Origin of the sequence: uncultured Arcticibacterium sp. (assembly GCF_964021845.1) — a bacterium.
Taxonomy (GTDB): domain Bacteria; phylum Bacteroidota; class Bacteroidia; order Cytophagales; family Spirosomataceae; genus Arcticibacterium.
On the sequence record NZ_CAXHZC010000012.1, the window covers coordinates 15,905 to 31,481 of the forward strand.

General features: G+C 39.5%; 3 protein-coding genes. 2 read left to right on the forward strand and 1 reads right to left on the reverse strand.

Annotated elements, in window-relative coordinates; genetic code table 11:
• Positions 1-58: 58 nt before the first annotated feature.
• Positions 59-1,513, reverse strand: coding sequence for a pyruvate kinase (gene pyk / locus AADJ06_RS21805; protein WP_341228621.1), 1,455 nt, complete (start codon positions 1,511-1,513; stop codon positions 59-61).
• Between the two features lie 213 nt (positions 1,514-1,726).
• Between pyk and AADJ06_RS21810 the strand changes: the two genes are divergently transcribed.
• Both AADJ06_RS21810 and AADJ06_RS21815 read left to right on the forward strand, forming a co-directional pair.
• A complete protein-coding gene (locus AADJ06_RS21810; RefSeq protein ID WP_341228622.1) occupies positions 1,727-2,884 on the forward strand; it encodes a 2-isopropylmalate synthase in 1,158 nt (385 codons plus the stop codon).
• Between the two features lie 782 nt (positions 2,885-3,666).
• The coding region (locus tag AADJ06_RS21815; protein ID WP_341228623.1) for an Ig-like domain-containing protein at positions 3,667-15,577 on the forward strand (11,911 nt) is incomplete at its 3' end.

A 15,577-nucleotide genomic window follows, 5' to 3' on the forward strand; every position in this document is an offset into this window, starting at 1 on the left:
ATCAAAAAGCCCTGACTCTTTCGAATCAGGGCTTTTAAGCAAAATGAAGTATATTTTATTATACGGCACTTAAACGAACAGTGTTCGTTCTATTGTCTGCTAATAAAGGAACACTTAATGTATTGATGAATTTGTCTCCTTTTTCTAATTTTCCTTCTTCTACTAAGAAATTCATGGCTGCATCCACTAAGTTGTCCTCGTGGTTGTTTGGCATTCTTTCAGAAGAGAAAACTTCTACACCAGAGTAAAGGCTTAACTGAGTAAGCAATTTCTGATTTGAAGTGAAAATGAAAATATGAGCTTTAGGACGGTGATGAGAAAGTCTTACTGCGGTATAACCAGAAGTGGTATACCCAATGATAGCTTTAACGTCAAGGTCTCTTGCAAGCCTACATCCCATCATGATAACGTTGTCGTTATCTTTATCTTCAGAGACATAATCAGCGGCAGTAACTCTTGTATGATATTTGAAGTAAAGGTCTTCTTTTTGAGCGTTAAGTTCTACTTGCTGAATTGTTTTTGTCATGGTCTCTACAGCCAGTAAAGGGTATTTACCAGCAGCAGACTCGCCACTAAGCATAACAGCGTCAGCACCATCCCAAACAGCATTGGCTACATCACCAATCTCCGCTCTAGTAGCACGAGGGTTGTCTACCATACTTTCTAGCATTTGCGTAGCTACAATAACTGGCTTAGCCGCTAGGTTACATTTTCTTACAAGTTCTTTCTGGATAATTGGAACTTCTTCACCTGGCATCTCAACACCCAAATCACCACGGGCTACCATGATAGCATCAACTGCCTCAATGATAGAATCCATGTTTTCGATAGCTTCTGGCTTCTCAATTTTGGCAATAACCTTAGCTGTGCTTCCTTTGCTTTTGATGTATTCTTTTATCTCAATGATTTCTTTTGCGGTTCTAACAAAAGAAAGAGCAATCCAATCAACATCATGTTTAAGGCCAAACTCTAAATCTTTCCAATCTTTTTCTGTAACAGAAGGTTGAGAGATGTCTGTGTTAGGAAGATTTACACCTTTCTTTTGCTTTAACAAACCGCCGTAAACTACTTCTGTAATTACTTCTTGCTTGTCTTTATCTATCGCAGTTACTTTTACTTCAAGTTTACCGTCATCCATAAGGATACGCTCTCCCACTTTCACATCTTGGTACATGCCTTTATAAGGAGTGCTTACTCTTTCAGCGTTTCCAACGACTGTGTCATTAGTGAAGATAAACTTGTTTCCTTCGATAAGCTCCACTCCAGCGTTTCCGCCTTCCATTTCACCAACTCTGATTTTAGGGCCTTGTAAATCTTGAAGGATGGCACACTTTAAATTGTGCTCTTTATTGTTCTTTCTAATTCTTTCTAATCTAGTTAAATGCTCCGGGTGGTCTCCGTGAGAGAAGTTTAATCTAAATACATTTACTCCGGCGTTTGCCAGTTTAAGCAACATTTCTTCACTTTCTGAGGCTGGGCCTACGGTTGCTACAATTTTGGTTTTTTTGTACATAAACTGTTATGTTATTGTCTTTGGCGTAAATTTCGACGTAAAAATAGGAATATTAAGGGATAAGGCTAGAATAAAATTTCAGTATCTCAGCCCTGTTTTGGCATATTATTCCTATTTGCCTTAAGATGAGCCGTAAAATTATAAATGACCTTCCGTATCTCCTATTTTTGTTCTGTTCTATTAAAAGAAAACAGTAAGGAAGGATAATAAAAAATGAGCAAACAGATTTATATTTTTGATACCACATTGCGTGATGGAGAGCAAGTTCCGGGATGTCAATTAAACATTGACGAAAAGGTGATGATTGCTAAAAAGCTCGACGAGTTAGGTGTGGATATCATTGAAGCGGGCTTTCCTGTTTCAAGCCCAGGAGACTTCAAGGCGGTACAAGCCGTATCAAAAGTTGTAGAAAATGCCACTGTTTGCGGATTAACAAGAGCTGTAAAAAATGATATAGAGGTGGCTGCTGAGGCTCTAAAGCATGCAAAAAGACCAAGAATTCATACAGGAATAGGCTCATCGGATATTCACATAAAACATAAGTTTAATAGCAATCGGGATGAAATTCTAGAAAGAGGCGTAGAGGCAGTAAAATATGCCAAGTCTTTTGTGGATGATGTTGAATTTTATGCGGAGGATGCAGGAAGAGCAGATTTGGAGTTTTTAGCTCGCCTAACGGAGGCTGTAATAAAGGCTGGAGCTACGGTGGTAAATTTGCCTGATACTACAGGGTATCTTTTGCCAACTGTGATGCATGAAAGAATAAGTTATTTAATGAATAATGTTCCTAATGTAGATAAGGCTATTTTGTCAATGCATTGTCATAATGACTTAGGGATGGCTACCGCAAATACCATAGCAGGTGTTCAGGCAGGAGCTAGGCAAGTTGAAGTAACTGTAAATGGTATTGGAGAACGAGCTGGAAATACTTCCTTAGAAGAAGTAGCCATGACGTTAAAAGTGCATAAGGAATTAGACTGTTATACCAATATAAAGAGTGAGATGCTTTACCCGCTAAGTAAATTGGTAGAGGACACCATGCGTATGCCAGTGCAGTCTAATAAGGCCATTGTTGGTCGTAATGCATTTGCTCATTCTTCAGGGATTCATCAAGACGGTTTTTTGAAAAATGCAGAAAACTATGAGATAATGACACCACAATCTGTAGGTGTAGATAAGTCTGATATAGTGTTAACAGCGAGAAGTGGAAGGCATGCATTGAGGCACAGATTAGCAATTCTAGGGTTTAATATCGCGAAAACAGAAGCGGATGGAATTTATAATGAATTCCTTGACCTTGCTGATAGAATTAAGGAGGTAAATGATAAAGACCTTGTCAATTTAATGAAAGAGCTTGTGGTAGAGGTTTAAGTGTTTGGTATAGATTTTAATGAAGACCTTCCAGCTATGGGAGGTCTTTTTTTTGAGCATATAATAGTGTTGTTTATGTTCGAAGTATTTCAAATTAATGTTTTAGCCCAGCCGTATCAGAAAGAAATTTACTGGCTTATTTTTTAAGGTAAAAAATGAGCTTGATTAAGGGCGGATAATTGATATTATGAGCTCGATACGTCCTTCTGTTTTCTTGTTAAAATACCACTTAAGATTTGTAATTCGTATAGGTATTAAGGTGTTCTTTAATTAATACAGTGTTGTGATTTGAGTAGTTTTTAGTCTATGGAAAGAGCCTTTTGGTGTACAGGAGAAGGCTTAATTACTACTGTTTCTATGCTGATATGATAGAAGATTTTCATTTCTTGAGACTTATGGGTTTTGTTGATTAATATACTTATAATAAAAGGTTTAGTTGTTAAATTTCTGGTGAAAATGCTATTGTATGAAACCATTTTTGAGTATTCATAGAGAAAGAGAATGTTTCTTTTTCAAACTAAGGGAGGATGTTCACTCTATTTAATGGTATAGTTTTTGTGAACAAGCATATTGGCTGTAAAAACTAGCATATTTTATATACGAAAACTGATTTTATAGGGAGCAATTGAAATTCAAGAACCATTTGAGCTTCAGGTTTTGTAAAATTTACTGGTTTTAGAGTAAACTAGAAAGCAAAAAAAACTTCATATCTAACTGCTTTCCAGTAAGAAAATATAACTAAGGTGTCATTTCTTTTGAAAGGAGTGCATATAAAAAACTGGATGAGAAACATTTACCATAAAGGCTTGAAAAAGAGTGGTCTTGTGAAACGAAGTTTCATTGGCTTCCTAGTTTTCTTTTTAACCACATTTTACGTTTTAAACCTATCTGCACAGATAGTAAGTGGGTCTGTGAGTGAAGATTCACTAAGGAACTCCTCGGCGGTGTCTATTTCGTATGCTAATATGGGGGGCACTAATCAATTAATGCTAGTAGGAGTTTCTGGAGAATCTAGTAGCGAAACTATTAGTTCTGTACTTTTTAATGGAGCGGCTTTTACCAAGTTAGGTTCATATACGCATGCTAATAGTGGGAGAGTAGAGTTATGGTATTTGTTAAACCCAAGTATTGGAACTTTTGATGTTGATGTAGTTTCATCGGGTTCAGACAACGCTGCAATTGGTGTAAGTACTTTTGTTGGTGTTGATCAATCTACCCCTTTTAGCAATTTGAACTTTGCCGAAGGGAACTCTAATACCGCTACTACTTCGATAGTTTCTTCAAGTAATGATTTAGTTTTTAGTCTTATAAATTTTGTTAATAACGATCTTAGTTTAACACTTGGGAGCGGTCAAACGCCTTTGTGGAACTTTGGTGTTAATTCAACCGTTGCCGGAGCTGCAAGTACTAAAGCAGGTGCAACATCTGTTTCAGTTTCTGGAACAAGCAGTCAAATAAGTGATTGGGTAATTGGTGCGGTTTCTATAAATCAAAATTGTGCAAGCCCTTTAGGCTCACCTACTTTTACTTTTGGCACAAGTTCAAAACGTTGTCAAGGGGCTAATAGTGTTACATACTCCGCTTCGGCAGCTAATGCCACTACGGTTACTTATTATTTAGATCCTGCAAGTTTAGCTGGAGCTAATACGATTGATTCAACAACCGGTACTGTAACTTATGATGCTGCTTGGGTAGGTTCTTCTGTTATTACAGTAAAGGTGACTGGCTGTGGAGGTCCTTTAACCACTACGCATACTGCCACTACACAAGGTATATTAGAAGCACCTATTTTTGATCTTGGTAATTTCTCGCAAAGATGTCAAGGGTCAGGAAGTCAAACGTATAATGCTACGGCAGCTAATGATACATTACTTTATTATCAATTAGATGCTACAAGTTTAGCTGCGGGAAATTCCATTGATACTATTTCTGGAGAGGTGACCTTTGATGCTGCATGGTATGGCAACTCTACGATCACGGTTACTGCAGAAGGCTGTGGAGGACCTTTACAAGCCAATCATATTATTTCAATAGAACAAACGGTAGATACGCCTGTTTTTACAGACGGTTCTAACTCTAAAAGATGCCAAGCTGCAGAAACTGTCACCTACACTGCTACAGCGAATAATGCAGATTCGATAAAATATTACTTAGATGCCTCAAGTATTTCTGGTGGAAACACCATTAATAGCACTACAGGAGCTGTTACCTACGCCGTAGGTTGGTTTGGCACAACAGCAATTACAGTAGAAGCTTTTGGTTGCGGTGGTCCTTTAACGGCCACACATACCGTAATTATTGAGGCGTCTGTAGAAACACCCGTATTTGATGATGGCAGCGTTTCGCAAAGATGCCAAGGAGCGGCCAGCCAAACATATAATGTTACAGCAGCAAATGATACTTTGCTATATTATCAATTAGACGCTACAAGTTTAGCTGCAGGGAACACGATAGATACCACTACCGGGGAAGTTACTTTTGACCCAGCCTGGTTTGGGACTTCTACTGTAACAGCAACTGCCGAGGGGTGTGGCGGACCGAAACAAGCCACACATACCATTACAGTTAATCAAACAATGCTTGCACCCGTTTTTGATAGCGGTTCTAGCTCTAATAGATGTCAGGGTGCTGAAGTTGTAACTTATTCGGCTACGGCTACTAATTCTGATTCGATAAAATATTACTTAGATGCCTCAAGTATTTCTGGTGGAAACACCATTAATAGCACTACAGGAGCTGTTACCTACGCCGTAGGTTGGTTTGGCACAACAGCAATTACAGTAGAAGCTTTTGGTTGCGGTGGTCCTTTAACGGCCACACATACCGTAATTATTGAGGCGTCTGTAGAAACACCCGTATTTGATGATGGCAGCGTTTCGCAAAGATGCCAAGGAGCGGCCAGCCAAACATATAATGTTACAGCAGCAAATGATACTTTGCTATATTATCAATTAGACGCTACAAGTTTAGCTGCAGGGAACACGATAGATACCACTACCGGGGAAGTTACTTTTGACCCAGCCTGGTTTGGGACTTCTACTGTAACAGCAACTGCCGAGGGGTGTGGCGGACCGAAACAAGCCACACATACCATTACAGTTAATCAAACAATGCTTGCACCCGTTTTTGATAGCGGTTCTAGCTCTAATAGATGTCAGGGTGCTGAAGTTGTAACTTATTCGGCTACGGCCATTAATTCTGACTCCATTAAGTATTACTTAGATGCCTCAAGTATTTCTGGTGGAAACACCATAGATAGTACCATTGGAGCTGTTAGCTATGCGGCAGGTTGGTTTGGCACAACGGTAATTACCGCAGAAGCTTTTGGTTGCGAAGGCCCTTTAATTGCTACACATTCTGTAACCATACAAGCATCTGTGACTACACCCGTTTTTGATGCTGGAAGCATTTCTGTGAGGTGTGAAGGTTCCGAAACAATAATCTATTCGGCTAATGTGGCAAATGATTCATTGACGTATTATTCTTTAGATGCTACAAGCTTGGCAGCAGGAAATGTAATTGATACTAGCACTGGTGAGGTAACTTTTTTGGCGGCCTACACAGGAACCTCAGTTATAACAGTAACTGCGGAAGGCTGTGATGGACCCAAAACAGCAACGCATACAATTACAACAAATCAAACTGTAGGAACACCAGTCTTTTCCGCTGGTCTAACTTCTACCAGATGTCAAGGGAGTGGTAGTGTTACATACACTGCAACGGCAAGTAATTCTACTAACATTTTATATTCATTGGATGGGCCTAGTCTTTCTGCGGGGAACACTATAAACAGCTCTACAGGAACTGTTAATTATACTGCTGCTTGGACTGGAATATCCACTATTACCGCTACTGCTTCTGGCTGTAATGGGCCTACAAGTTCATCACATGAAGTCACTATTACAGCATCTGTGACTACACCTGTTTTTGATTCTGGTACCTCTTCTACAAGGTGTTCAGCTTCTGAAACAACCCTTTATTCCGCAACAGCTTCTAATGCAACAGACATTTCGTATACATTAGATGCAACCAGTACAAGTACTGGGAACTCAATAAACAGTTCAACGGGGCAAGTGACATTTGTTGCAGGATATGCAGGAAACTCGGTAATCACCGCCACGGCCGCGGGCTGTAATGGACCCAAAAGTGCTACACATACAGTTACAACGGTAGCTTCTGTGCAAGCCCCTGTTTTTGACATAGGTGCTACTTCTAGTAGATGTCAGGGCAATGGCAATGTCACTTATTCTGCGACTGCTGCAAATTCCACAAACATTACTTACTCCTTAGATAATACCAGTCTTTTGGCGGGTAATACTATAAATTCATCTACAGGCAGAGTTAATTATACTCCATCTTGGAGCGGAGATGCTATTATTACAGCTACCGCAGATGGCTGTAATGGACCAGTATCTTCTACGCATACAGCCTCTACTTCTCCGCCTATTACCACGCCAATATTTTTGTTAGGAAGTTCATCCACAAGATGTCAAGGAGCAGGGACTATTACTTATACTGCTACCTCAACCAATGCTACAGGTATCACTTATTCTTTAAATTTTATAAGCATACTTGCAGGAAATACCATTGATGTTAATACAGGCGAAGTTACATATGTGGCTGGCTGGTCAGGAACTACCACCATAACAGCAAGGGCAACAGGCTGTGATGGACCAAAATCTGCAAATCATTCCGTAACGGTCGGTCCAACTGTGGCTACACCTATCTTCAATTTGGGGTCATCATCAAATAGATGCCAAGGTTCTGAAACCGTAAGTTATTCGGCAACTGCTTCAAATTCCACTGGAATGAGCTATACCTTAGATGCTACTAGTTCAAGTGCTGGAAACATTATTAACGTTTCCACAGGGGAGGTTACATTTACTTCCGTTTGGAATGGAGTATCAACAATTACAGCCACGGCAACGGGTTGTAATGGACCAAAATCTGCTGCACATACTGTAACAACTATCCCACCTGTAGAAACACCAATTTTTGCTGATGGAGCAAGTTCAACTCGCTGTCAAGGCACTGCAAGCATTAGCTATACAGCAACAGCTGAAAATGCTTCAAGTATATCATATAGTTTAGATGCAACAAGTTTATCTGCTGGAAATAGCATTAACTCTAGTACGGGGGTAGTTAGCTATGATGCAGGATGGTTTGGTACCACCACCATAACAGTAACAGCTCAGGGCTGTTCAGGTCCATTATCTGCTACACATGTGGTAACAGTGGTACCTTCTGTTACTACGCCAGTATTTTCTTTTGGTGCTAGCAGCTCAAGATGTGAGGCGGACGGAACGGTGACTTACACCGCCACAGCTTCAAATTATGATGATTTGTCCTACAGTCTAGATGCCACTAGTTCAGCTGCTGGAAATACCATTAATTCTCTAACAGGAGAAGTTACCTATTTGGCAGCTTGGAGTGGGGAGTCAACCATTACGGCAACTGCAACAGGATGTAGCGGCCCTAAAACGGCCACTCATACGGCTACAACTAACAAAACTGTGGAAACGCCAATTTTTGCTTTGGGGACTAATTCCATTAGATGCCAAGGAGCAAATAGCTTGACCTATTCTGCCACAGCAAATCATTCGACTTCAGTAGTTTACAGTTTAGATAATGCTAGCTTAACCGCGGGGAATTCAATTAATGCTACCACTGGTAGAGTAACTTATGTGGCTAACTGGATTGGAAATAGCGTTGTAACTGCTGCCGCCTCTGGCTGCTATGGCCCTACCACAGCTACACATACTAGTTCAAGTACGCCTTCTGTGACAACTCCAGTTTTTGGTGTGGGCTCTTCGTCTACAAGATGCCAAGGAGTAGGAACTGTAATATATTCGGCAACTGCGAGCAATGCCACTTCATTGACATATTCATTGGATGGTTTAAGCAAGGTTGCAGGAAACACCATTAATACAGCAACTGGCCAGGTAAATTACGTGGCCGGCTGGAGCGGAACTTCCACCATTGTTGTAGTAGCGGAAGGCTGTAATGGTCCAAAATCTTCAAGCCATACCGTTACGGTAACACCAACCGTAGGAGAGCCAGTTTTTGCTTTTGGCAATTCTTCCGCAAGATGTCAGAGTGCTGGAAGCGTTATTTATACAGCAAGTTCTACAAATTCAACTGGTATGACTTATGATTTGGATGCTACGAGTAAGGCATTCGGAAATTCAATAAATGTTAATACCGGAGAGGTGACTTTCTTGGGAAGTTGGATTGGCCAATCTGTGGTAACAGCTACAGCGACAGGTTGTAATGGACCACGTTCAAAAGATCATGCTATCAATACTATTTATATACAGGCCAATGATGATAATGGCTCTGGAGTACAAGGTTCTCCAGTAATAGTTGCAGTGCTGGATAATGATCTAGGGGATGCAGATTCTAGTAAGGTTAGCATTGTGGTTCAGCCAAGTAATGGATTTATTCAGATTGGTTCAAATGGTGAAATAACATATTTACCGAATGGTAACTATTATGGTACGGATGCATTTACCTATAGTGTCTGTTCTTCTGGCTCTTCGTTATGTTGTTCTGAAGCTACTGTAACAATAACTATAGAAGAAGGCATAAACGACCCTTGTTCTGAAGCAACTCAGAGTAAATTGTTTTATTTACCCTTTCCGGAAAACACTAATGAATTAAGAGAAGCACTTTGGAGTGCAGGAAGTGTTAGTTATTTAACTAATAGAGCGAGAACTGTTGTTAGTATTAAGGTTCCTTATCCAGGAAATATTATAACCTATGACCATTGGGAAGATGGTTATGAAAGTGACATTGCTATTCCGGGACAAAGCACAACGGAGGTTTGGGGGGATGGAAATATTAATAATGGCTGGGCACCAGGTTATCCAGATGATATTATTCCTGCAGGGGGATATATTCTTATTGATAATCAGTTTGATTATAATCCAAGAAACCCTAGTGAAATTTTCTATGACGGAAAGGATAAAATATTAAGCTCTAGTGATATAGCCATTTCGAAAATTTCAGGAGATGCTGGTGAAGGTGCGGGTAGTAATAATTTTGATGTCCAAAATTTAAAGACCAACGTGGTTGACATTACCCGTTTTGGTAAGTTTTTCGTAGTGCCTTTTGGGGAAGATAATATCTTAGGCGGCACCGTAGCATTTAAATACACTGGTATATTTGCCCGTGCAGCAGAAGATAATACTGTTATAAGTTTAGATTATAACGCTGATGGCAATGTAGATATAAATTCTCCTGTTTTAAATGAGGGTGAAGTGTGGTTTTACGACGGAACGGCCTCCACTCCAGGTGTAAATACTGATGTCAATCAAGCTAATGACATAAAATCAGGAGCTATTTTAACATCCAGTAAAGATTTTGGAGTTGATGTTGTTTTTGGTGATATTTCATCTTACGGAACAAGGAATATTGCCTTATTACCTGGTAACTTTTACGGAGATGTCTATTATTCTCCAGCCCATACTACTTTACCTGCAGCACCTGTTTATGCATTCTTTACTAATAATCTAGCTTCATCTATTATCATTGATTGGACTGCAGGTACAGGGGCTGCGGGTAGCTTCACAATTCCAGCGAAAGGAGAAAACTTTTTAAGTTTAAGCGAAGCCTCAGGTTATAAGTTTAAAAGTAGAAATGGAGATGCATTTACAGCGGTAGCTGTATTTGATTCAGACAATGACGGCTCGGCATATGACTGGTCATTCAATATGATACCAGAAACTAGATTATCTTCTTTTGCGAGTATTGCTTGGGCACCTGGAAGTAGTGACTTTTCTGGGAACTATAATCCGGTATGGGTTACACCTACGGCTGCTACTACTTTATATGTTAAATATGATGGAAATTTAACATCTAAAACGGCCTCTATAAGTCCATGTGGTATGCCATATGATATAGCTGTTCCTGTGGCGGCTTTACAATCTTATAAAATTCTAGACCCAGATAGAGATCAATCGGGACTTGCCGTTTTTACTTGTGATGGTACTAAGATAGCAGCTGTTTGGGGACAAAATCCAAATGGGGCACCTACAGGAACTCCAGGTATGGATGTAGGTTATGTGATGGAACCAAGATGTCTTCAGCAATTAATTGTTGCTAATGATGATCAAAAAGACACGGAACCAGACACTCCAGTAATAATAGATATTCAAAATAATGACTATGGATTTTTGTGTACACCGAACCCAAACTCTATTGTTACTTTAGGTTTGAAGCCACCATCAAATGGTACTATTGTTATAAATTCGAATGGCAGTATTACCTATACGCCAAACCCAGGCTTTCAAGGATTAGATGAGTTTGAATATAGAATTTGTTCTATTGAATACCCAGGTATTTGTGATGTAGCATTGGTTAAAATTCGAATTTCAGATTGTTTAGCAAAACCAACGGAGAACTTAATAAAGGGGAAAGTATTTCTGGAGAATTTGCCAGACGACGGAGCTTACACCAATGAAGCGGGAGTTTCTGGAATTAAAGTGGATCTTTATGTAGATGCAAACTGTAATGGTGCAATAGATGGTGGTGAGGGTATAACAGAGTCTACCTATACAGACTTAAATGGTATCTATACCTTCAGTACTAAAAATGGGAATAATGCTAAGGATGATTTTGACTCTACCGCAAGTTTCACTGGTAATGACGGTGGAATTAGCTGGAGTAGCTCATGGAGTGAGGTTAATGATAATAGTAACTTTACTTCTGGAGATGTTAGGATAATAAAAGACGTATCAAGTGGTGGATTAGGAAATGCAGTAAGACTTTCTGGTGCTAACAAAGGAATTAATAGGTCGCTAGCATTCACTGATGCTTTAGGTGCCCAATTAAAGTTTTCATACAGAAGACAAAGTTTAAATAGACAAAGCGAAACCGTAGTGGTTAGCCTAAATGGTTCTACTATTTTTACTATGAATGATGGTGGTGCGGTAGGTACAGACCTTAACTACCATAATGTAACTATTCCACTGTCTTCTTATAATGCTAATGGATTAAATACTCTACAGTTTATCACAAACGGTTCTACAGCTGTTGATGACTTTTTCTGGATTGATAACGTAGAGCTGACCTATTGGAAAAATCCACCAATTTGCTACCTGACTAAAATTGATGGTTCTAATTTCAATGGAGCATATTCGCTGTCATCATTACTTACTCAATCTACAAGCTTCAACGTTTTAGGAGTTTGTGATAAAGATAATAACCTTGGGATATTAGCCAATTTGGTAGCGTCTAATGACAGTAAGAATACTGGGGTAGATATACCAGTGGTTATTAGTGTATTAAATAATGATATTATTGGTAAGCCTAAGGCAAATACTGTCTCTACTTCTGGAGGAGGCCTACTTCAACCTAGTAATGGTACCAGCCAAGCAAATTCTAATGGCACAGTTACTTATACCCCAAATCCCGGTTACATAGGAACAGACACTTTTGAATATCAAGTATGTAGCTCAGAAGATCCAGGTGTTTGTGATGTGGCTTTAGTTACGGTAAATATAGCATGTGCTTCCACACCATATAAAAATGAAATTAACGGAACTGTCTTTTTGGATAATGACAGTGATGGAATATTTAATAATAGTGATGCTGGATTTCCAAATGTTGGCGTAAGGCTTTACCAAGATAACAACAAAAACGGCATAATAGATATTGGCGAGCCTTTGATAGACTCTAAGAATTCTCAAACAAATGGTCTTTATCAATTTATCATTACCCCACCAAGTAATGCTTTAAACTATCTTGACCAATTTAATTCAAATACTACTCCAAATCAGAGCAATGGCTCTTCAAATTGGACCACTTCTTGGACAAAAATTGGTGATTCAGGGGATTTTAGTCAAAACAATATTACCATCACAAGTGCGAATGGTTTACGAATAAGGTCAAATTCTAATGTTAAAAGCGGAGCTTATCGTTCTGCAAATTTAGGCAACGCTCTAGCCGCTAGTCTTTCCATTAAGTATACAGAAGTAGGTCTTGATTTAGATGTTGACGATTATGTAGATTTACAAATTGCAACTTCTGCTTCACCTTCTAGCTGGCAATTGCTCAAAAGATATACAGGTGCAAATGGTAATGATACCGGAACTGATACTTTTGACATTTCAGCTTATATGTCTACTAACACCACCATCAGAATGATATCCTCGGGTTCGGCAAACATGAACAACGGCGATATAGTGTATTTTGATAATGTTAGTATAAACTATAACAACCCAATTCCAACAGATTATTTGGTAAGGTTAGCACAGCCCATCCCTACTGGCTATAGCTTGACCACGCCACTTCCTTCACCTACAGGTACTCACGCTGCCACTTTTTCACGTTCCGGTGGCGGAGATTGCCAAAATAACTTTGGTTTGTCAGTTGCGGATCTTGCCGTAATTAAGATAGTTGACAACCCTACGCCGTATGTAGGAGATGAAGTAACTTTTACAGTTATTGCAACAAATAATGGCCCAGGTGAAGCCACAGGGGTAGAGGTTACAGATCATCTACCTTCTGGATATGTTTTAACGGGAGCTACCCTAACTACGGGTACTTGGATAGATCCTACTTGGTTTATTGGCACTATGGCAAGTGGACAAACTGAAACCTTAACTTTCACAGTTGATGTTAAAGCTTCGGGTTCGTACGTCAATACAGCTATTATCGCAGCAAGTCAGCCAGATCCAGATCCTTCAGATAATGATTCTACGGCAGTTACTTATCCAATTCCAGTTGCAGATCTTGCTATTGATAAAACGATAGACAATCCAACCCCTCATGTAGGAGATACTGTTACGTTTAAATTAGTGGCAAAAAATTTCGGACCAAGTCCTGGAACAGGTGTTGTAGTTTTAGATTCTATTCCTTCAGGATATACTTTTGTAAACGCAACTAGCACAGCAGGTTCTTATGCTTACCCTAATTGGAATATTGGAAATTTAGCTTTTGGAAATAGTGCTACGCTGAATATAGCATTGGTGGTTCTTGATTCAGGCGAATATGCTAACACGGGAAAAATTTCAGGAAATGAGTTTGACCCAGCCTTGGATAATAATACCTCTACCAGTTCGCCTTATATTCTTCGTCCTTCACTTACTATTGAGAAAACGCAAACCGGAGGTCAAAATCCAATAACTTCACCGGGTCTCTTAAATTATCAAATTGTAATTGCGAATACCGGAAATGAAGATTTAACCAATATTACATTGGTAGATACACTCACTAATGGAGGAGCAGGTACCATAAATTCAAAAGTGGAGAGTATTGTCAATAACAATATTCTGGAAATTGGAGAAACGTTCACATATCAAATTAGCTATAGTGTTTCTCAAGCAGATATAGACAGCGGTATTCTAGTAAATTATGGAATAGTTACTGCCACGGAATTGCCAGAGCCGAGCGTGGATAGCGTTTCTACGCCAATAAGTCAATCACCAAGCCTTACTATTTCTAAGACACAAACTGGTGGTCAAATTCCTGTAACTTCACCAAGTCAAATTGATTACACCATTGTTGTTACCAACACTGGTAATCAAAGCCTTACAAATATTGTGGTAAGCGATACGCTACCAGACGGAAGTCTGGGGACACTAAGTAGTGTTACCGAGAGTATGACTACCAATTCGATACTTGAAGTAGGAGAAACGTTTACCTATACTATTAATTATAATGTTTCGCAAGCCGAAATAGATTCAGGAAAGGCTTTAGTAAATAGAGCGGTAGTAACAACTAATGAATTGCCAATTCCAGAGTCTGATTCGGCCATTTCAAACATAAATCAAACACCAAGTTTAACTATTTCTAAAACACAAACGGGAGGTCAAAATCCATTGACAACCCCTAGTCAAGTAGATTATTCTATAGTGATTACAAACACTGGAAATGTTAATTTGACAAATGTTACAGTATTGGATACGCTGCCAAATGGTTTACCTGGAGCTCTTCCTTCACCTCAAGAAAGTATTTCTTACGACGGCATATTAGAAACGGGTGAAACCTTCACCTATGTAATAAGTTACAATGTTCTGCTAGTAGACATGGCCAGTGGTAACCCTATAGTCAATACCGCTTATGTTAGTACGAATGAAACTCCATTCTACCTATCTGACACTGCTTCCACACCAGTTAGTAGTGCAGATTTAGTACTTACCAAAACAGTTAACAATTCCACTCCAAATGTAGGAGAGGAGGTGACTTTTAGCATTCTGTTAAATAACACAGGGCCTGGTCCTGCCACAAACATCGAGCTAGAAGATTACCTACCGATAGGTTATAGCAGCATAGCCAATATCACAGGAGCAGGTATTTATCAAAACGACAGCATCGTATGGAGTATTGACACGCTACAAGCAGGAACTGACAGTACGCTAACATTCACAGCGATAGTAAACGCCCCAACAGGAGCAATCGACGAGTATAAGAATACAACGCAGGTCACCAAAGTAGACCAATACGACAGCGACTCTACACCAGACAATGATGATGGCGACCAAAGCGAAGATGATGAGGCCAATGCCACTATCAACCAACAAGAAGCGGACTTAAGCCTCACTAAAACAGTCAATACTACAACACCAAACGTCGGTGATGAAGTAACATTCACTATTCAAATAGCGAATGCAGGACCAGATGCGGCCACAAATGTTGAGCTAGAAGATTACCTACCGATAGGTTATAGCAGCATAGCCAATATCACAGGAG